This is a genomic window from Ruegeria sp. BHSB196, assembly GCF_059613135.1.
Genome location: NZ_JBXWRY010000010.1, coordinates 43,255 through 61,373 on the forward strand (window position 1 = coordinate 43,255; position 18,119 = coordinate 61,373).

Annotated in this window: 17 protein-coding genes and 2 tRNA genes; 8 read left to right on the top strand and 11 right to left on the bottom strand. The window is 65.5% G+C overall.

Translation table 11 applies throughout. The features are described from left to right. Positions 1–392 precede the first annotated feature (392 nt). From AC2FNJ_RS07730 to AC2FNJ_RS07745, 4 genes are all read left to right on the top strand, one after another. Positions 393–1,517: an extracellular solute-binding protein gene (locus AC2FNJ_RS07730; protein ID WP_496763641.1), complete on the top strand. Its 1,125-nt coding sequence runs from the start codon at positions 393–395 to the stop codon at positions 1,515–1,517. A gap of 128 nt (positions 1,518–1,645) precedes the next feature. Beyond that, on the top strand, positions 1,646–2,758 hold the full coding sequence (locus AC2FNJ_RS07735) for an ABC transporter ATP-binding protein (protein ID WP_496763642.1): 1,113 nt from the start codon (positions 1,646–1,648) through the stop codon (positions 2,756–2,758). Positions 2,759–2,770: 12 nt separating this feature from the next. Beyond that, on the top strand, positions 2,771–3,691 hold the full coding sequence (locus AC2FNJ_RS07740) for an ABC transporter permease (protein WP_496763643.1): 921 nt from the start codon (positions 2,771–2,773) through the stop codon (positions 3,689–3,691). Further along, positions 3,688–4,983 (top strand): ABC transporter permease, encoded by a 1,296-nt coding sequence (locus tag AC2FNJ_RS07745; protein ID WP_496763644.1) that lies wholly within the window; start codon positions 3,688–3,690, stop codon positions 4,981–4,983. Before AC2FNJ_RS07740 ends, AC2FNJ_RS07745 begins: the two co-directional genes overlap by 4 nt. Before the next feature lie 148 nt (positions 4,984–5,131). Here the strand turns inward: AC2FNJ_RS07745 and AC2FNJ_RS07750 are convergent. The 6 genes from AC2FNJ_RS07750 to AC2FNJ_RS07775 all read right to left on the bottom strand — a co-directional run bounded on the left by AC2FNJ_RS07750 (position 5,132) and on the right by AC2FNJ_RS07775 (position 9,975). Further along, positions 5,132–5,206: transfer RNA gene (locus tag AC2FNJ_RS07750), tRNA-Glu, on the bottom strand. 14 nt (positions 5,207–5,220) lie between these two features. Next, positions 5,221–5,295: transfer RNA gene (locus AC2FNJ_RS07755), tRNA-Glu, on the bottom strand. Between the two features lie 103 nt (positions 5,296–5,398). Beyond that, positions 5,399–7,147: a single-stranded-DNA-specific exonuclease RecJ gene (gene recJ / locus AC2FNJ_RS07760; protein ID WP_496763645.1), complete on the bottom strand. Its 1,749-nt coding sequence runs from the start codon at positions 7,145–7,147 to the stop codon at positions 5,399–5,401. A 111-nt stretch (positions 7,148–7,258) separates the two neighbouring features. Further along, positions 7,259–8,224, bottom strand: coding sequence for a class II fructose-bisphosphatase (gene glpX / locus AC2FNJ_RS07765; RefSeq protein ID WP_496763646.1), 966 nt, complete (start codon positions 8,222–8,224; stop codon positions 7,259–7,261). A gap of 78 nt (positions 8,225–8,302) precedes the next feature. Next, the gene (locus AC2FNJ_RS07770; protein ID WP_496763647.1) at positions 8,303–9,589 is read right to left on the bottom strand and encodes a homoserine dehydrogenase; all 1,287 of its coding nucleotides are present in this window, start codon (positions 9,587–9,589) and stop codon (positions 8,303–8,305) included. Positions 9,590–9,693: 104 nt separating this feature from the next. Continuing rightward, complete coding sequence (locus AC2FNJ_RS07775) at positions 9,694–9,975, bottom strand: hypothetical protein (RefSeq protein WP_496763648.1); 282 nt, start codon at positions 9,973–9,975, stop codon at positions 9,694–9,696. Positions 9,976–10,073: 98 nt separating this feature from the next. On the opposite strand from AC2FNJ_RS07775, the gene AC2FNJ_RS07780 reads away from it, so the two are divergent. Next, positions 10,074–10,661: a TetR/AcrR family transcriptional regulator gene (locus AC2FNJ_RS07780; RefSeq protein ID WP_496763649.1), complete on the top strand. Its 588-nt coding sequence runs from the start codon at positions 10,074–10,076 to the stop codon at positions 10,659–10,661. Here the strand turns inward: AC2FNJ_RS07780 and AC2FNJ_RS07785 are convergent, their stop codons facing one another. Together AC2FNJ_RS07785 and AC2FNJ_RS07790 are read right to left on the bottom strand one after the other, a co-directional pair. Beyond that, complete coding sequence (locus tag AC2FNJ_RS07785) at positions 10,662–10,964, bottom strand: antibiotic biosynthesis monooxygenase family protein (protein ID WP_496763650.1); 303 nt, start codon at positions 10,962–10,964, stop codon at positions 10,662–10,664. A gap of 39 nt (positions 10,965–11,003) precedes the next feature. Continuing rightward, positions 11,004–11,915, bottom strand: coding sequence for a pirin family protein (locus AC2FNJ_RS07790; RefSeq protein WP_496763651.1), 912 nt, complete (start codon positions 11,913–11,915; stop codon positions 11,004–11,006). A 156-nt stretch (positions 11,916–12,071) separates the two neighbouring features. On the opposite strand from AC2FNJ_RS07790, the gene AC2FNJ_RS07795 reads away from it, so the two are divergent. After that, on the top strand, positions 12,072–12,542 hold the full coding sequence (locus AC2FNJ_RS07795; RefSeq protein WP_496763652.1) for a hypothetical protein: 471 nt from the start codon (positions 12,072–12,074) through the stop codon (positions 12,540–12,542). Between the two features lie 2 nt (positions 12,543–12,544). On the opposite strand, the gene AC2FNJ_RS07800 is transcribed toward AC2FNJ_RS07795, so the two are convergent. Genes AC2FNJ_RS07800 through AC2FNJ_RS07810 form a run of 3 tightly spaced genes read right to left on the bottom strand, consistent with a single transcriptional unit; the run spans position 12,545 to position 15,331 of the window. Further along, positions 12,545–13,096: a TadE/TadG family type IV pilus assembly protein gene (locus AC2FNJ_RS07800; protein ID WP_496763653.1), complete on the bottom strand. Its 552-nt coding sequence runs from the start codon at positions 13,094–13,096 to the stop codon at positions 12,545–12,547. 4 nt (positions 13,097–13,100) lie between these two features. Next, entirely contained in the window at positions 13,101–13,631 is a 531-nt protein-coding gene (locus tag AC2FNJ_RS07805) for a TadE/TadG family type IV pilus assembly protein (protein WP_496763654.1), read from the bottom strand. An 8-nt stretch (positions 13,632–13,639) separates the two neighbouring features. Continuing rightward, positions 13,640–15,331 carry a pilus assembly protein TadG-related protein gene (locus AC2FNJ_RS07810; RefSeq protein WP_496763655.1) on the bottom strand — a complete coding sequence of 564 codons (1,692 nt, stop codon included), beginning with the start codon at positions 15,329–15,331 and terminating at the stop codon, positions 13,640–13,642. A 330-nt stretch (positions 15,332–15,661) separates the two neighbouring features. Between AC2FNJ_RS07810 and AC2FNJ_RS07815 the strand changes: the two genes are divergently transcribed. Both AC2FNJ_RS07815 and AC2FNJ_RS07820 read left to right on the top strand, forming a co-directional pair. Next, positions 15,662–17,092, top strand: coding sequence for a Glu/Leu/Phe/Val family dehydrogenase (locus AC2FNJ_RS07815; protein ID WP_496763656.1), 1,431 nt, complete (start codon positions 15,662–15,664; stop codon positions 17,090–17,092). 84 nt (positions 17,093–17,176) lie between these two features. Beyond that, positions 17,177–18,079, top strand: a complete 903-nt coding sequence (locus tag AC2FNJ_RS07820; protein WP_496763657.1) for a hypothetical protein — start codon at positions 17,177–17,179, stop codon at positions 18,077–18,079. The last annotated feature ends 40 nt before the right edge of the window (positions 18,080–18,119 follow it).

Consider the following 18,119-nt stretch of genomic DNA (forward strand, 5'->3'; position numbering starts at 1 on the left):
GGCGCGGCGGCGCAAACAAGTTGACCGGTGCCGCCCTGTTGGCCGACACTGAAGGCGGCGCGGACCCCGAAATGCGTTGTGGCCGCGGACCGCTGGCCGGGCGCGACCGGCGCAGACCACTGAACCGCGCCGGCTGCGCCGACCGGGCGCCGGCCTTTCGGCGGCAGGTTCCGCGCGGACCAACCGCTTGCCGCCCGATGGCTTGGCGGCCGCCGGGCGGAGGCGCAGCCGGAGCTTAATGCGGGCGAAAGCCGTCGCCCACAAACTGGACCTAAGAAAAATCCAAACTGTCACTTCAGGAGGACCACAGACACCGCGAAACTTCATGAAATCATCAAGATCAAGAACAAAACAACAAACTAGCGAAATGAGTCCAAAACGGGAGAATGAACATGGCCTCGAAATCAACCTTAACCCGGCGCACCGTGCTCAAGGGGGCGGGGGCCGCGGCTCTGGCCGCACCGCTCTACTCGAAAAGCGCGCTGGCCTCGTCGGGTGAGATCAACATCCTGATGTGGTCGGATTACCTGCCGCCGTCATTCCTGGATGCGTTCGAAGGCGAAACCGGCATCAAGGTCAACTATACCGGCATCGGCTCGAACGAAGAAATCATCAACAAGATGAAGGCGACCAAGGGTCAGGGCTTCGACATCGTCTCGCCGACCAACAACCGCTCGCTGCAATGGGAGCCGCTGGAACTGCTGCAGCCCTTCGACATGGGCAAGGTCAACATCGACGCGGTGAACCCGGCGATGGCCAAGATCGGCACCGATGCCTGGAACTTCGGCGGCAACGGCGTGCACTGGCTGCCGCATATCTGGGGCACCGAGGGGATCGCCTATCGCACCGACCTGTGGCTGCCCGAGGGCGACGCGCCGTCCTATGGCGATGTCTGGGCCGAGGAGAATGCCGGCAAGACCATGGGCCGGGCGCATTCCATGATGCTGGGCGCGGGCCTCTACATGGAGCGCGCCGGCGAGATGGAGCCGGGCTCGATCTGGTCCGCCTACAATGACGAAGAGACCATGCGCAAGGTCTGGAGCCAGGTCGCCGACTGGTGCGTGGCCCGCAAGGACCGCATCAAGCTGATCTGGAACGACGCCGACACCCAGAAGAACGGGCTGCTGAACGAAGGCGTCATCGTGGGGCAGACCTGGGACGGTCCGCCGCTGGCGCTCAAGGCCGCGGGCGAACCGGTCCACTACCAGGCGCCGGTCGAAGGCGCGATGGCCTGGGTCGACGGCATGTCGATTCCGGTCGGTGCGACCAACATGGACCAGATCTATGCCTTCATCGAGTTCGCCTATCGCAAGGAGCCCGCGGGCGTGGCCATCGACAGCCACGGCTACAACTCGCCGGTTCTGGGCGCGGATGCCTTCGCGGGCGACGTCTACAAGAAGAACTTTGCCGAAGCCTATCCGGGCGACTCGCTGGCCAACCTGAATCCGTGGCCGGCCGAGGCGCCGTGGTATGCGGAAACCCGGACCGAGTTCGTCAACAAGTTCGTGAGCGCCTGACCGCTCGCAACGCGGGCCCCCTGTCCACGCCGACGGGGGGCCGTCTTTGTACGCGCGACACGCATGAGACAACCTAAAACCAGGCGCCTCCGACCCGGTCGGGGCCGCGCCACAGGGAGAATCCACAAATGAGTGCTGGGGTCGGTGTCGATCTGGAGAACCTTTGGATCAGATTTGGTGATTTCGTCGCGGTGCGCGACGCGAATGTGAACATCAACGGGGGCGACTTCTTTTCGTTTCTCGGGCCTTCGGGCTGCGGCAAGACGACCATCCTGCGCGCGGTCTCGGGGTTCCTGGAGCCCAGCGAGGGCAACGTCCTGATCGGCGGCAAGAACATGAAGGGGATCGGGCCGAACAAGCGCCCGACCGCGCTGATCTTTCAGAACCTGGCCCTGTTTCCCCTGATGAAGGTCTGGGAGAACATCACCTTCTCCATGGAGATCAAGGGCGCCAGCGCGGCCCAGCGCCGCAAGCGCGCCGATGAGCTGCTGGATATGATCGCGCTGCCGGATCAGGGCGACAAACTGCCCAGCGAGCTGTCCGGCGGCCAGCGTCAGCGGGTGGCGATTGCCCGGGCGCTGTGTGCCGAACCGGACGTGCTGCTGCTGGACGAGCCGCTCTCGGCACTCGACCTCAAGCTGCGCCAGCATATGCGGACCGAGCTTCGCGAGATTCAAAAGCGGGTCGGCATCACCTTCATCTACATCACCCACGATCAGGGCGAGGCGCTGACCATGTCGGACGACATCGCCGTGATGCGCGCCGGCGTGATCGACCAGATCGCCGACGGCAAGACTATCTACAACGATCCTTCCACCGCCTTTGCTGCGTCATTCGTGGGCGAAAACAACGTGTTCCGTGGAAAAATTAAACAAGTAATGGGCAGTGAGGCCCTGATCACGACCAACCGCTCGGGCGACCTGGTGGCGCGGATCTCGACCGCCAACCAGGGCAAGATGAAAGAGGGCGACGCCGCGATGCTGTTCATCCGGCCCGAGGCGTTCTCGATCGCCCCGGACGGGGCCAAGGGCGACCACTTCGTGACCGCGCGGGTCACGCACGAGGAGTTCGAAGGCAATGTCTTCAACATCTTCACCGAGGGCGAGGGCGGCAAGGAGATCAAGGTTTCGATCCCCAACCACGGCCAGTCTTTCAAGGATCACACCGGCCAGATGATCACGCTGGAATACGAGACCGGCAACGCGGTTCTCGTGCCCGCCGGCGAACTGGCCGCGGAATAGGGAGCCACTGACATGCCCGGCTTCCTCAAGGACTTCTTCAACCGCAACGGCACCGGCATGGGGCTGGCGATCCTGGGTCTGGTCCTGTTCTGGACCATCGGCCTGATCATCCTGCCGCAGTTGTCGATGCTCGACTTTTCCTTCCGTCCCAACCTGCCGCCGCCCGAGATCGGCGGACCCAAGGACGTGTACACGCTGGAGAACTACAAATACCTGGTCTTCGGCCCCGAAGGCGGCAGCCAGGCGTACAACGCGGTGGATCTCAGGATCTTCTTCCGCACGCTCGTCGCCGCGGTCTGCGTGACGATCTTCAACCTGATCATCTGCTACCCCATCGCCTATTACCTGGGGCAGACCAAGGGCAACCACATCCGCGTCTTCGCGCTGATGCTGATCATCCCCTACTGGATCAACGAGATCCTGCGCGCCTTCGCGCTGCGCATCATCTTCGGCGAAACCGGCGTCTTGAACACGGTGCTGGTGGGGCTGGGCATCTTCGACACGCCCTTCGACTTCATCCGCAACGACATCGCGCTCTATGCCGGTCTGGGCTATGCCTACATCCTGCTGATGATCTTCCCGATGTACAACGTGATCGAAAGCCTGGACAAGAACCAGATCGAGGCCGCGCGGGATCTGGGCGCGCCCTGGTGGCGGATCCACTGGCGGGTGGTCATTCCCTATGCCAAGCCGGGCATCAGCTCGGGCTGCACCATGGTCTTCATGCTCAGCGCCGGGGCGCTGGCCGCGCCGCAGATCCTGGGCGGGCCGTCGTCGCTCTGGTTCACGCAGCTGATCTATCAGCAGTTCAATGACAACAACGACTGGCCGCAAGGCGCCGCCTACGCGATCGTGCTGCTTGTGACCTGTATCCTGTTCGTGCTGGCCGCGATGCGCCTGTTCAAGGTCAACATGGGGGATATCGGCAAATGAACATGTCCATCCTCCGCGTCAGCATCTGGGTCTATCTGGCGATCTTCTTCGCCTATCTGCTGGGTCCGCTGGTGATCATGTCGATCACCGCCTTCAACTCGTCCGAATTCCCGCGGATGACGCCCTGGGAGTGTCTGACCTTCGACTGGTTCGGGGCCCTGTTCCGGGACGAACGCATCCTGAACAGCATCAAGAACTCGCTGATCATCGGCTTCGGCACGGTCGTCCTGTCGGTGGCGATGGGGCTGGCGGGGGCGCTCATGCTCACCCAGATCTGGCCCAAGCTGCGCGCCACCTACTACACGATCATAATCGCGCCGATCCTGATCCCCGGCGTGGTTCTGGGCATCTCGACGCTGGTCTTCTGGGACCGGATCAACCGGCTGCTGGGACTGGGCGCGGACAGCGTGCTGTCGAACGGCATCTTCCTGACCGTGATCGGCCAGTCCACCTTCATCGCCAGCTACTGCATGCTGGTGCTGGTCGCCCGCCTGCAGCGCTACGACACGGCGCTGACCGAAGCGGCGCTGGATCTGGGCGCGACGCATGCGCAGGCGTTCCGCAAGGTTCTGCTGCCGTTCATGCGCCCGGCCATCGCCTCGGCGGCGGTGCTGGCGTTTCTCGCCTCGTTCGAGAACTACAACACCACCACCTTCACCTTCGGCGAATACCCGACGCTGACCATCGAACTGGCGCAAAAGGTCCGCTATGGCATCACCCCGGCGATCTCGGCGCTGGCCTTCATCATCGTGGTTCTGACCGTGTTCTTCGCGCTGGTCAACGAGACCAAGCTCAAGCGCCGGGAACTGGTGGCGGCGGCGCGCAAGAAGGCCACCGTCGAGGAACTGGCGGGCAAGATCCGGCTGCCCGGCTTCTTCGCCGGAAACACGGCGGCGGTGATCCTGGTGATCTTCTGCATCGCCACGGTGACGGTGGTCGGCACGGCGACCGTCTACAGCCCGGCGCAGTGCATTGCCGATGTGCGCGAACAGAAGCGGCTGGAGGCCGAGAAGCGCATCGAGGAACTGCGCAAGCAGCGCGAAGAGCGCCGCCAGCGCCGCTTCGAAGGCGTGTTCGATCCGGACGAGCTGCGGCCCGGCACCGAGGAAAAGGACACGCCGTCGGCGACCGACTCGAACAATTCCGGGTTCGGCAACGTCTTTTCGCCCGGCACCCTGACCGGCGAAGGCGACGACGGGGCGTCGGACACCGAGCAGACCCCGCCGAACAACAGCGGCTTCGGCAACGTGTTCGATCCGAACAGCCTGCAAGGCGGCGACCAGGACCAGTAACGCCGCGCCGCACACGGACCAACCCCGGGCCGGCCGGCCCGGGGCTTTTTGATGGACGAGGGCGCAGAACCCGAACCCACCCTGCGCCGCACCGATTGGCGCACCGTGGATCTGCATGTCGAATTGAATGAGGGCCAAGTTGCAGGTCTGGCAGCCCGTAGGGGAATCGAACCCCTCTTTCCAGGTTGAAAACCTGGCGTCCTAACCGATAGACGAACGGGCCGCAGCAAGCGCGAATGGCAGCCCGTAGGGGAATCGAACCCCTCTTTCCAGGTTGAAAACCTGGCGTCCTAACCGATAGACGAACGGGCCACGCTGGCTTGTGGAGGGCCTTTTACGGATTACACCCGCCCCCCGCAAGCCGAAAAATGCGGTGGAAACCAACTTTTTCAGGGCCCTGCGAGCAAGGTGGAAATCACCGTTTGGCGGCTTCGGCGGCGTCCTCCAGCCGCAGCTGAACCGACTGCCGTCCGCCCCAGGTGTTGACCTCCAGACGGCCCGCGACGTGGAACCGCGCGCCGCCGTGATTGGCCAGCCGCTCGCCCATCGGCCCGTCGAACGCGCCAAAGGCGATCGCGTCCAGACCGCCGTTCATCCCGTCCGACAGCGACAGTTTCAGATGGGCCTCGCCGACGCGCCTGGCGAACCGGACCTGCAGGTCGGGCAGGGCATAGCGCGGGGCGGGCGCGCCGGCGCCAAAGGGGCCGGCCTGCTCGATCCGCCCGATCAGCTCCACCGTCGCCGCGCCGGGCATCAGGGCGCCGTCGAGGTTCAGATCGGCCGGGCCGCCCTGACCGGCCCCCTGTTTCGCCAACAGCTCCGACAGCCGCTCCATCGCCGGTTCCAGCCGGTCGCGCGTCACTGTCAGCCCCGCGGCCATCCGGTGGCCGCCGCCCTTGACCAGCAGGCCCTCGGCGACCAGGCGCTGCACGGACGCGCCCAGATCGACGCCCGAGACCGAGCGGCCCGAGCCCTTGCCCTCGTCGCCGTCGAACCCGATCACGATGGCCGGACGGTTGGCGGCCTCCTTCAGTCGGGACGCCACGATGCCCACCACGCCGGGGTGCCAGCCGTCGCCCGCGGCCCAGACGAGCGGCGCGTCCAGCCCACGCGCCTCGGCCTGTTCCAGCGCCGCCGCGCGCACCGCGGTCTCGATTTCGCGCCGCTCGGTGTTCAATTCATCCAGCCGCTGCGACAGGGCTTCGGCCTCGACCATCGAGTCGGTGCTCAGCAGCCGGGCGCCCAGATCGGCCTGCCCGATCCGGCCGCCGGCATTGACCCGCGGTCCCAGCAGAAAGCCCAGGTGATAGGTGTTGGGCGCGGCATCCATGCGGGCGATGTCCGACAGGGCCACCAGACCGGGGCGCTGGCGCTGCGCCATCACCTTGAGCCCCTGCCGCACCAGCGCCCGGTTGGCCCCGACCAGCGGCGCCACATCCGCCACCGTCGCCAGCGCCACCAGATCGAGCAGCGCCATCAGATCCGGCCCCGCCGCGCCGCTCTCGCGCATCTGCCGCCCGGCCTCGACCAGCATCAGGAACACCACGCCGGCAGCACAGAGATAGCCCAGCTCGCCGCTTTCATCCTGGCGGTTGGGGTTCACCACCGCCACGCAGTCCGGCAGGGTCTCGCCCCCCAGATGGTGATCCAGAACCACCACGTCGGCCCCCCTGGCCGCGGCGATGGGCTCGTGGCTCAGCGTGCCGCAATCCACGCAGAGGATCAGGGCATGCCCCGCCGCCAGCATGCGCATGGCTTCCGCATTCGGGCCATAGCCCTCGTCGATGCGGTCCGGCACATAGAGCGTCGCCTCAAGCCCCATCTGCCGCAGCCACACGATGAGCAACGCCGCCGAACTGCCGCCGTCCACGTCGTAATCGGCAAAGACCGCGATCCGCTGGCGCCTGCGCACCGCCTCCAGGAACCGCGCCGCGGCCTTTTCCATGTCCTTCAGGTCGCGGGGGTCCGGCAGCAGCTCCTTCAGTTTCGGCTCCAGAAAGCCCTTTGCCTCGATGAGCGGCACGCCCCGCCGCGCCAGCACCTGGCACACGGCGCGCGGCAGGCCGGTGCGCTGCGCCATCATCTCGGAGGCGCGTTCCACCTCCGCGCCCGGACCGACCCAGCGCCGGCCCGTCAGCGACCGCTCAACTCCAAGAAACCCCACGGCTCATCCTCATGCGCAAAAGGCCGGACCCAACGCGGATCCGGCCCTTCTTCTCGTTCAAGATACGGCCGCCGGAGGCTGCGGCGCAAGCCGCATTCCGTCGCCACCGGCTCAGACCGGGGTGCGATAGGTCATCCGGCGCACCGAGCCGGTCTTGGACCGCATCAGCAGCGTCGTGGTCTCGACCCAGCCGGGCTCGCGCTTGATGCGCGGCAAGAGCGAGCCGCCGGTGACGCCGGTCGCGGCAAAGATCACGTCCGACGTCACCATCTCGTCCCGGCCGTAGACCCGATCCAGATCCGAGATGCCCGCCTTGTCGGCGCGCGCGCGTTCGTCGTCGTTGCGGAACAGCAGCCGGCCAAAGATCTGACCGCCCATGCATTTCAGCGCCGCCGCCGCCAGTACGCCCTCGGGCGCACCGCCCTGGCCCATATACATGTCGATGCCGGTGATCTCGCTCTCGGCACAATGCATCACGCCGGCCACGTCGCCGTCGGTGATCAGACGGATCGCCGCCCCGGTCTGGCGTACTTCGGCGATCATGTCCTCGTGGCGCGGGCGTTCCAGGATGCAGACGGTGATGTCCGAGCTTTTGCAGCCCTTCGCCCTGGCCAGCGCCTCGACCCGCTCGCGCGGGCTCATCTCCAGCGTCACCACGTTCTCCGGCAGGCCGGGGCCGACCGCCAGCTTGTCCATGTAGACATCCGGCGCGTGCAGCATGGTGCCGCGCGGACCCATGGCGATGACGGTCAGCGCATTGGGCATGTCCTTGGCGGTCAGGGTGGTACCTTCCAGCGGGTCCAGCGCGATGTCCACGCCGGGGCCGTTGCCGGTGCCGACCTCCTCGCCGATATAGAGCATCGGCGCCTCGTCCCGCTCGCCTTCGCCGATGACGACGACGCCGGCGATGTCCAGCAGGTTCAGCTGCTCGCGCATGGCGTTGACTGCCGCCTGATCCGCGGCCTTCTCGTCGCCGCGCCCCACCAGCGAGGCCGAGGCCAGCGCGGCCTGTTCCGCCACCCGCGCAAGGCCCAGTGACAACATGCGGTCGTTGAATTCGATCTTGGCAGCGTTCATGTCCCTGATTTCCTTTGGTCAACCCGTTTTCGTAACCGCATAGCCCGCGCCGGCCTCGACCCGCAAGGGAAAGCTGGCTCAGACCTGCTCGATCCGCAGCGCCACCGGCGCGCCCGCCACCACATCCGTCGCGCGCAGCCCCTCCAGCGCCACGTCCAGCGCCGCCCGCGTCGTCTTGTGGGTCACGATGAGCACCGGCGCGGTGCTGTCGGTATGTCCGTACTGCCGCATCCGGTCGATCGACACGCCGGCATTGCCCAGGATCGCGGCCACCTTGGCCAAGGCGCCGGGCTTGTCCAGCAAAGCCATCCGCAGATAGTAGGGCGCGGGCAGGCCGGTGCGGGCGGGCGCCATCTTCTTCAGCGACGTCGCCGGCTGTCCGAAGGTCGGAATGTGCAGGCCGCGCGCCAGATCGCAAATGTCGGCCATCACCGCGCTCGCGGTCGGACCTTCGCCCGCGCCGGGGCCGCGCAGCACGATCTGCTCCACCGCGTCGCCCTCGATCACCACCATGTTGGTGCCGCCTTCCAGCTGTCCCAGCGGCGAGTCGCTGGGCACCAGGCAGGGCTGCATGCGCTGTTCCAGCCCGCGGGCGCTGCGCTGCGCCACGCCCAGCAGCTTGATCCGGTATCCCATGTCCGCCGCCTGCCGGATGTCGTCGAGGCTGATATGTTCGATGCCTTCGATCTCGATGCCGCCGAAATTCGGGCGCGTGCCGAAGGCGATCGAGGCCAGCAGCGCCAGCTTGTGCGCGGCGTCGATGCCGCCCACGTCAAGGTTCGGGTCCGCTTCCAGATAGCCCAGCTTGGCGCATTCCTCGAACAGGGCGTTGTAGCCCAGACCCTCGGCTTCCATCCGGGTGAGGATATAGTTGCAGGTGCCGTTCATCACCCCCATGACGCGGGTGATCTCGTTGCCCGCCAGCCCCTCGGTCAGGGCCTTGATCACCGGAATCCCGCCCGCCACCGCGGCCTCGAACCGGATCACCCGGCCGGCCGCTTCGGCGGTTTCCGCCAGATCCTGCCCGTGCACCGCCAAAAGCGCCTTGTTGGCAGTCACCACATCCTTGCCCGCGCTCAGGGCCGCTTCGACCGAGGCTTTGGCGGGGCCGTTTTCGCCCCCCATCAGCTCGACGAAGACATCCACGTCGTCGCGCCGGGCCAGGGCCACCGGGTCGCTTTCCCAGCCATAGCCGGACAGGCTGACGCCGCGATCCTTCTTCGGGTCGCGGGCCGATACCGCCACGATCTCGATGGGCCGGCCGGTCCGCGCCGCCAGCAACCCTGCCTGACGCCGCACGATCCGGACGACCCCCACGCCGACCGTTCCCAAACCTGCAATCCCAAGCCGCAGCGCCTGTGTCATCCCGTGGGTATCCTTCCGCTCGCCTTTGCGGCCATGGCTGGCCCGCCTCTTGCCCGGTGCCTTATCCGGTTCGGGGCAGGGGTGCAATCCATCCGGTGCGGGCGTCAGTCCGCGGCGGTCCCGCCGGTCCGCTCCTCGTCCTCCGCGGTGGGTGCCTGCAAGGTCTCGACCCGCTGCGCCAGCCGCTCGCGGCGCGCGTCCAGTTCCGCTTTGACCTCGGCCGCCTCGCCCTGGGGATTCACCGGCGGGCCCAGCGTGTCGTCGATCGGGATCAGCTTCGGATAGGACGCCTTGCGGATTTCCGGCCGCACCCGTTCGGACAGTTCCGGCACCGGGGTGCAGGCGGCCGCGGCAAGCAGCAGGATCGGGGCAAGGCGCGGTCTCATCGATGGGTTTCCGACTGGTGTTTGACGCTTGATGCCCGTTTTGCCGGATCGGTTCAAGCGGGCTTCTATTTGAACGTATGTTCAGATAGCGTGAGCGCATGGCACGTACCCAGGGTTCCCATTCCGACATCACCGGCCCGCGCATCCACGAGGCGGCGCTGAAACTGTTTGCGCGGCACGGCTATGCCGCGGTCTCGATGCGCCAGATCGCCGGCGAGGTGGGTGTTCAGGCCGGGGCGCTGTACAACTACACCCCCGACAAGCAGAGCCTGCTGTTCCGTCTGATGCACGGCCATATGGACGATCTGCTGACGGCGCGGGCGGCGCGGAAAAAGACCGGCGATCCGCTGGAAGACCTCCGGCAATTCGTGGGTTTCCACATCCGTTTCCACCTGGAGCGGCCCGACGAGGTGTTCATCGCCTACATGGAATTGCGCAACCTCACCCCCGAGAACTTCGCCACCATCGAAGCCCTGCGCCGGACCTACGAGGACGATCTCGAAGGCATCCTGCGCGCCGGCGTGGCGCGGGGCGCGTTCACGGTCCCGGACACCAAGATCGCGACGCTGGCGGTCATCGCCATGCTCAACGGGGTCAACACCTGGTATCGCAGCGGCGGGCGACTGTCGCTGGACGAGGTGGAAACCATCTATTGGGATATGGTCCGCAAGGCGGTCGCGTCCTGATCAGGCCGCGCCCGGCGCCAGGTCATAGTGATGCAGGTGCCGGTCCTTCACGATCTCGGCCTCTTCCGGCAGGACGTGGGGCTTCTGCCAGTCCTCGCCGGCAAAGGCGATCAGCGCGTCGAGCGACTCCCACACCATCACCAGACAGAATTCGTTGGGCGTTTCCGGGCGCGGCAGGCACGGGGTGATCGACACCAGCCCGTCCTGCTCGCGCATCAGGGGCAGGGCGGTCTCCAGCAGGAACTTACGGAAATGGTCTATCTTGTCGTCGAAGATGACGGCGCGAAAGATGCGGACGATCATGGTGGCCTCCTGTCGGTTTGCCGGCCACCATAGCACGACTCAGTGTGCCGGGCGTATGAAGGTGCCGTTGCGCAGGTCGCGGAACGCCTGTTGCAGCTCTTCCTGCGTGTTCATCACGATCGGGCCGTGCCAGGCCACCGGCTCGGCGATCGGCGCTCCCGAGATCAGCAGGAACCGCACCCCCTCCGGCCCGGCCTGCACGGTGATCTCGTCGCCGTTGCCGAACCGCACCAGGGTCCGGTCCCCCGACATGTCGCGGATGTTCACCTCCTGCCCGGCGACTTCCTTTTCCAGCAGCACGCCCTGCGGCACCGACGCATCGGCAAAGGCGGCCCGACCCTCGAAGACATAGGCGAAGGCGCGGCGGTAGGTGTCGATCGCGAAGGTCTTTTTCACCCCCGCCGGGATCGAGATGTCCAGGTATTGCGGATCCGCCGCGATCCCGTCCACCGGGCCGGTCCTGCCCCAGAACGTGCCGACAATGACTCTGACCCGCGTGCCGTCATCGTCGATCACCTCGGGAATGTCGGAGCCGCGAATGTCCTGATAGCGGGGCGCGGTCATCTTCTGATCCGAGGGCAGGTTGCCCCAGAGCTGGAAGCCGTGCATCTGGCCCTTTGCATTGCCCTGCGGCATCTCCTGATGCAGGATGCCCGATCCGGCCGTCATCCACTGCACGTCGCCCGCGCCCAGGGAACCGGCATTGCCCAGCGAATCCTTGTGCTCGACCGTTCCGGCCAGGACATAGGTGATGGTCTCGATGCCCCGGTGCGGGTGCCAGGGAAAGCCGCGCAGATAATCCTCGGGGCGCTCGTTGCGGAAATCGTCGAACAGCAGGAACGGATCCAGTTCGGTCGGATCCTGGAACCCGAAGGCCCGATGCAGCTTGACGCCGGCCCCTTCCATCGTGGGGACGGCCTTGCGAATTTCGAGTGTGGGTCGAATGGACATGTGACCTCCTGTGCGTGTCCCGCAATCTAGTCGCGCCGCGCGGTCAATCAATTCGCGCGTGCCAACCGTGCCTGTGCGAATTTGCAAAGCATCCGCATCCCCCTGTTCCTTGCCCGAGATTTGCTTTACGGGTCGGGCAGCAACCGGAGGGCATTCATGCAGGACGAAGTTCTGGCCACAGTCGAGGCTTCGGCGCCGCGGCGCTGGATGGGGGTCGCGATGCTCGGCTTTTTCGGGTTTTTGGTGATCTATGTCGCCTTGTCACAACCCCCAGAGCCGGGCTGGCAGCTGTTCCTGATCGTGATCGGCGTGCTGTCGCTGCTGCTGGCCCAGCAGCTCTACCGGGCCACCGCCCACCGGATCGAACTGACCCGGTCCGAGCTGCGCACCAGCGCGGGGGATCTGATCGCCCGGGTCGAGGATATCGACGGCATCGATCGGGGCATGTTCGCCTTCAAACCGTCCAGCGGGTTTCTGATCCGCACCAAGACCCCCGGCCCGCGCGTCTGGCGGCCGGGGCTGTGGTGGCGACTGGGACGCCGTGTCGGTATCGGCGGCGTCACACCGGGCCATCAGACCAAGTTCATGTCCGAGATACTGGCGGCCATGATCGCCGAGCGCGCCTGAGGTCAGACCGACCCAGCGATTTCGTTGGTGAAACGCGGACGGGTGAAGACGAAATTGTTCAGGGCGATGTCGTTGATCCCGACGTTGAACGGCGGTTCGTAGAGATTGTTGGTCTCCACCAGGATCAGCGTGTCGGCATCCGGCATCGGCGGCAGCTTGTCCCGGATCAGATGGATGTTGTCGTTGGTCCATTCGTTCTGGAACCCACGCACTGCCGACCACCGCACGTAATGCCGGTCGTCATCCTCGTCGAAGGTCAGCAGCGAGATGCGGATGTTCATCGTCGTCCCGTTGCGCACCATGATCTCCATCAGCCGGTGCATCGAGTCGATATAGGCGTCGTTGATGGTTTCCGTCTCGCGCGAGATCAGGTCGCCGATCGTGTAGGCGGCCTTGAGGTTCGAGGCGCTCTGGCGATAGGCGTCGAAATAGGTATAGGAGGCCGCGATGGCCCACAGCAGCACGGGCAGTGCCAGCACCGCTTCGACCAGGATCGCGCCGTCTTCCTCGCGGCGGAACGCTTTGACTCGTTTGAGAATCGACTGAATGAACATGACCTTACAGGGGCTCCTGAACAAAGACCGTCGTCGCCGTCAGCGCGTACTGGCCGTCGGCTGACTCCGCCGACAGCGCGCGTCCCAGCGCAGATGTCGGGAAGACGGGGTTGATTTCGACACAGGCGCGCAGAACCATCAACTCGTTGCTCTGACCGTTGACGAAGGTGTGCTTGGCGCGCACCTCCTCCGGGGAGTCCACGCAGTTCGGTTCGTCGGGCAGGGTGATGCCGACGCGGGCGTCTTGCGTGATCATTTCCAGCCGCATGTTCGCACTGCAGTCCCGGATGAAACCGGCCCGGTCGCAGATCAGGTCTTTCAGCAGGTCGTGGTTGAACTCCGTGTTGCCGGTATTCAGGCGCACATCCCGCACGGTGATATCCACCGCCCGTTCCAGCATCGCGTGATTGAGCGTCATCACGCCCAGTTCGGTGCCGGACAGGATGATGAACATGATGGCCGGATAGACGATCGCGAACTCGACCGTCGCCGTGCCGTCCTCGGCGCGCCGGAACCGGCGCAGCCTTCTGCGCATCCTTGCGATCATTGTGTCAACCTCAGTTTGCGGATGGAGGACGCGATCGACGCGAAGGCATCGGTGATTTCCAGCCCCTGGACGTCATAGTAGTGGCTGTCCGAACTCGCGCAGTACTGGAGCACCGACTTGCCCTCGGCCGGGGCTTCGAACGCGATCGTGTAGACGATGACATCCTTGCCCTTCGCCGCGTCGCAGATCGCCTTGGTGCGCGTGTCCTTGGTGTTGTCGCCATAGTACCCGCGCACGCCGTAGACCCATTGATTCCTGGCGGTATTGTCGTTCATCCAGGGGTAGTAGTGCTTCTTGACGTTGTACCACAGCGTCGTCCGGGCCCACAGTTCGGGATAGTCGAGCTGAACGGCAGCACCGTTTTCCGGCTCGTTCTCGTCGACCCAGCAGTTCCCGTTGTAGCAGTCCCAATGCTCGTCGCCGTTGCCATAGGGGTGGTCCTGCCAGTCGGCGGCGCCGTAGTCGTCGGCATCGACCCAGAAATACATCTCGCTTTCGGGATCGTAGATGGAATAGGTCTTTTCCGCCGCGTTCCACCAGACATTGGAAGCGCCTTCGCGATAGCCTTCCTTGATGTAGTACTGGCTGGTGTTGTTGCCGTCGGTCATCAGCACGATCACCTTGAGCGCATCGCTCGAATTGTAGGCGCCGGGACGGCTGCCAAAGGCCGCGTCAACCTCGCCGGCATCGACAAGCGAGCTGACCACCGGCTGGAAACTCGGGTCGAGCATCGCCGCGCCCCATTTCATGCCGATATCCAGCGACGTGTTTCCGCGCGCGACGAAGGCGTCGATATAGTTCTTGAGCGTCGAACGGTCCTTTTGCAGCGGCAGGATCTCGCGGCTCGACAGCGCCTCGCAGACCGGAAGGGTGCTGCTGGACTGGCTGGCGCCGAGGATCTCGCCGTTGTCGCGGCGGTCGTTCGTGTACCAGGGGTCGAAATGCATCGTGCGCTGATAGGTGGCCGTCTGGTCGATCTCCGTCGTGTTGAAGTCGCTGGCGCTGAAGTTGATGCAGCGGGAATAGTCGTTGGTCCCGCTGGTGAGGTATTGGTCGAAGATCGATTGCGGCACCGAGACCTGCGTCGCATAGGGAACGATCGAGATCGACAGCTTGCCGTCCTCGGTGTTGTCCACCATCTGATCGACGAAATCCTTCGCCGCCACCTTCAGGTTGGTCAGGCGGCTGTAGCTGTTCATCGACCCGGACACGTCGAGCACCAGCGAGATCTCCACCCCGCCGATGCTTTCCTCGGCCGCGCTGGCGGCCGGCGCGCTCATGGAATCCACCCCGGACAGGTGCATGAACTGCGTCGGCACCTCGGCCTCGGCCGTGGCCGTCACCTTGCGGTATCCCAGCCCCTCCTGCACGTCGATGGTCTTGAGCTTGTCCAGCAGCCCCGCCTTGTCCAGATAGTCGCGCACGACCGATTCCGGCGTGCCTTTCTGGTCCAGGTCCGCCGCGGCCAGAACCGCGCGGTCCATCGTGTACTGCAGCGAGGCGCGGTCGCGCTCGTACCGCATCAGATCGACGCCGATGCCGGCGATGGAGAGAATGATCAGAAACAGAAAAAGTGCGAGAATGGTGACCGAGCCGTTTTCCCGGGACGCAAATGTCCCCAGATGTCTCACGAGGCGGAACGGCAGCTTGTCGCACCCATACGCGGGCGTCCGGAATTCCTTGCGCATGAAGATACCCTTTCTGGCCGGGCAGATCGGCCACAGGAAAATTTAGCTATACAAAGGTAAACGCAGATCGTGGCAGGAATTAGGCGTTTTTGCCATTATGTTGCTGGAACTGAACGACAATTGGCGTCAACCGCGCCGGAACCTCTGGTTCTGTTTCGCGATCATGGACAATTCAGCCGCGAAAATCCTGCCTCCGCGACTCAGCTTTCCGCGTTTCAGGTGATTACAAACTGCCAAAAAAATTGGCAGATCGCGGTTGATCCTCCATAAGGGGGCTGCGACAAAACGTCAGGGCGCGAGTCGCCGATAGTACCGATCAGGGAGTGTTCCATGACCCGCATAACCGAACCCAGTTTCCGTGAAAGCGTGGATCTGATGTTCAACAGGGCGGCGGCCCTGATGGATCTGCCGCCGGGGCTCGAAGAAAAGATCCGGGTCTGCAACGCGACCTACACGGTGCGGTTCGGGGTGCGTCTGCGCGGCCAGATCCACACCTTCGTCGGCTACCGCTCCGTGCATTCCGAGCACATGGAGCCGGTCAAGGGCGGCATCCGCTATGCCATGGCCGTGAACCAGGACGAGGTCGAGGCGCTGGCCGCCCTGATGACCTACAAATGCGCCCTGGTCGAGGCGCCCTTCGGCGGCTCCAAGGGCGGGCTGCGCATCGACCCCCGCCAGTACGAGGAGCACGAGCTCGAACAGATCACCCGCCGCTTCGCCTATGAGCTGGCCAAGCGCGACCTGATCAACCCGTCCCAGAACGTGCCCGCGCCGGACATGGGCACCAGCGAACGGGAAATGGCCTGGATCGCCGACCAATACGCCCGCATGAACACCACCGACATCAACGCGCGCGCCTGCGTGACCGGCAAGCCGCTCAATGCCGGCGGCATCGCCGGCCGGGTCGAGGCGACGGGGCGCGGCATCCAGTACGCGCTGCGCGAATTCTTCCGCCATCCCGAAGACGTCAAGAAGGCCGGCATGTCCGGCAAGCTCGACGGCAAGCGCATCATCGTGCAGGGCCTCGGAAACGTGGGCTACCACGCCGCCAAGTTCCTCAGCGAGGAGGACGGCTCCAAGATCATCGGAATCATCGAGCGCGACGGCGCGCTGTTCGATCCGGACGGGCTCGATGTCGAGGCGGTGCGGCAATGGATCGTCAAGCACGGCGGCGTCGAAGGCTATCCCGACGCCACCCACACCGCCGAAGGCGGCAAGGTTCTGGAAGAAGAATGCGACGTGATTATCCCCGCGGCGCTGGAAGGCGTGATCAACCTGACCAACGCGGACCGGATCAAGGCGCCGCTGATCATCGAAGCCGCCAACGGCCCGGTGACGGCGGGCGCCGACGAGATCCTGCGCAAGAAGGGCGTGGTGATCATCCCCGACATGTATGCCAATGCCGGCGGTGTGACGGTGTCCTATTTCGAATGGGTCAAGAACCTCAGCCACATCCGGTTCGGGCGGATGCAGCGCCGCCAGGAGGAGGCGCGGCACGAGCTGATCGTGTCCGAGCTGGAACGGCTCGACCGCTATCTCGGGGGTGCCTGGTCGATGTCGCCGGACTTCAAGGCCAAGTATCTCAAGGGCGCCGACGAGCTGGAACTGGTGCGCTCGGGGCTCGATGACACGATGCGGATCGCCTATCAGGCGATGAGCGAGGTCTGGCACGACCGCGCCGACGTGGATGACCTGCGCACGGCGGCCTACATCGTCTCCATCGACCGCGTCGCCAAGAGCTACCGCGCCAAGGGTCTTTGACGCCACGGCACCGGCGGCAACCGGGTTTGGAATCCGGCCCGGTTGCGCTAGCTTCGCGGCAGAGCAGTTTCCGGGAGTGCCAGAATGCGCCTTGCCAGTCTTTCGGCCGTCCTCGCGGCGGTCGCGATCCCCGCCTTCGCGCCCGCAACGGCCGACGGCCAGCCGCGCGAGGGCTGGTCGTCCATCGTCGACGGGCTGGTGGTCCAGCAGGGGAACACCGATCTGGACGGCGGCGGCGAGTTCAGCGCGCGCCGCGCCTTTCTGCGGGGCGGCGGGTTCTACACTTTCGGCAACGGGTCCGCGGCCGGACTGTTCCTCAGCTACGGGCAGTTCGACTACGATTTCAGCCTGCCCGGCAACGCGCCCTGGGACGACGTGCGCGACATCCGCGTGACGGTTCCCCTGCGCTTCGGCCTCGACAACGGGGCGCGGGTGCTGATCTCGCCCCAGCTGCGCTGGGATTACGAACGCGGCGCCAGCGAATCCGACGGCTTCACCTATGGCGTGTTCGCCGGCATCTCGTGGCAGGTGCACCCGGATCTGCGCATCGGACCGGCGCTCGGCGTGTTCTCCGAGGTCGGCACCGGCGATCTCGACGTGTTTCCGGCGGTGCTGGTGGACTGGGACATCACCGATCGCTGGCGCCTGAGCACCGGCGCCGGCCTGGGCGCGACCCAGGGGCCGGGGCTGTCCCTCGACTACGCGCTGAACGACAAACTCCGGCTGGGACTGGCCGTGCGCTCGGAACGGGTGCGGTTTCAGCTGAACGACAGCGGCCCGGCCCCAGGCGGCGTGGGCGAGGACAGCAGCATCCCGGTCGTCCTGTCGCTGGACTATGCGCCCAACCCCGCGATCTCGCTGACCGCCTTCGCCGGGGCCGAGCTCAACGGCACGCTGCGGCTGGACGATGCCGCCGGGCGCGAGGTTTCGCGCCAGGATTACGACACCGCCCCGATCGCCGGGCTGGCGTTCCGCGTCCGCTTCTGACCCGGCGCGGCGGCCGCCGTCGGTTCCGCCCCGCCATTCG

What these genes read in the sequence shown, in the direction of transcription:
- AC2FNJ_RS07730 (WP_496763641.1), top strand. Translation starts at nt 393, where the DNA reads ATGGCCTCGAAATCAACCTTAACCCGGCGCACCGTGCTCAAGGGGGCG.
- AC2FNJ_RS07735 (WP_496763642.1), top strand. Translation starts at nt 1,646, where the DNA reads ATGAGTGCTGGGGTCGGTGTCGATCTGGAGAACCTTTGGATCAGATTT.
- AC2FNJ_RS07740 (WP_496763643.1), top strand. Translation starts at nt 2,771, where the DNA reads ATGCCCGGCTTCCTCAAGGACTTCTTCAACCGCAACGGCACCGGCATG.
- AC2FNJ_RS07745 (WP_496763644.1), top strand. Translation starts at nt 3,688, where the DNA reads ATGAACATGTCCATCCTCCGCGTCAGCATCTGGGTCTATCTGGCGATC.
- glpX (WP_496763646.1), bottom strand. Translation starts at nt 8,224, where the DNA reads ATGAACGCTGCCAAGATCGAATTCAACGACCGCATGTTGTCACTGGGC.
- AC2FNJ_RS07770 (WP_496763647.1), bottom strand. Translation starts at nt 9,589, where the DNA reads ATGACACAGGCGCTGCGGCTTGGGATTGCAGGTTTGGGAACGGTCGGC.
- AC2FNJ_RS07775 (WP_496763648.1), bottom strand. Translation starts at nt 9,975, where the DNA reads ATGAGACCGCGCCTTGCCCCGATCCTGCTGCTTGCCGCGGCCGCCTGC.
- AC2FNJ_RS07780 (WP_496763649.1), top strand. Translation starts at nt 10,074, where the DNA reads ATGGCACGTACCCAGGGTTCCCATTCCGACATCACCGGCCCGCGCATC.
- AC2FNJ_RS07785 (WP_496763650.1), bottom strand. Translation starts at nt 10,964, where the DNA reads ATGATCGTCCGCATCTTTCGCGCCGTCATCTTCGACGACAAGATAGAC.
- AC2FNJ_RS07790 (WP_496763651.1), bottom strand. Translation starts at nt 11,915, where the DNA reads ATGTCCATTCGACCCACACTCGAAATTCGCAAGGCCGTCCCCACGATG.
- AC2FNJ_RS07795 (WP_496763652.1), top strand. Translation starts at nt 12,072, where the DNA reads ATGCAGGACGAAGTTCTGGCCACAGTCGAGGCTTCGGCGCCGCGGCGC.
- AC2FNJ_RS07800 (WP_496763653.1), bottom strand. Translation starts at nt 13,096, where the DNA reads ATGTTCATTCAGTCGATTCTCAAACGAGTCAAAGCGTTCCGCCGCGAG.
- AC2FNJ_RS07805 (WP_496763654.1), bottom strand. Translation starts at nt 13,631, where the DNA reads ATGCGCAGAAGGCTGCGCCGGTTCCGGCGCGCCGAGGACGGCACGGCG.
- AC2FNJ_RS07810 (WP_496763655.1), bottom strand. Translation starts at nt 15,331, where the DNA reads ATGCGCAAGGAATTCCGGACGCCCGCGTATGGGTGCGACAAGCTGCCG.
- AC2FNJ_RS07815 (WP_496763656.1), top strand. Translation starts at nt 15,662, where the DNA reads ATGACCCGCATAACCGAACCCAGTTTCCGTGAAAGCGTGGATCTGATG.
- AC2FNJ_RS07820 (WP_496763657.1), top strand. Translation starts at nt 17,177, where the DNA reads ATGCGCCTTGCCAGTCTTTCGGCCGTCCTCGCGGCGGTCGCGATCCCC.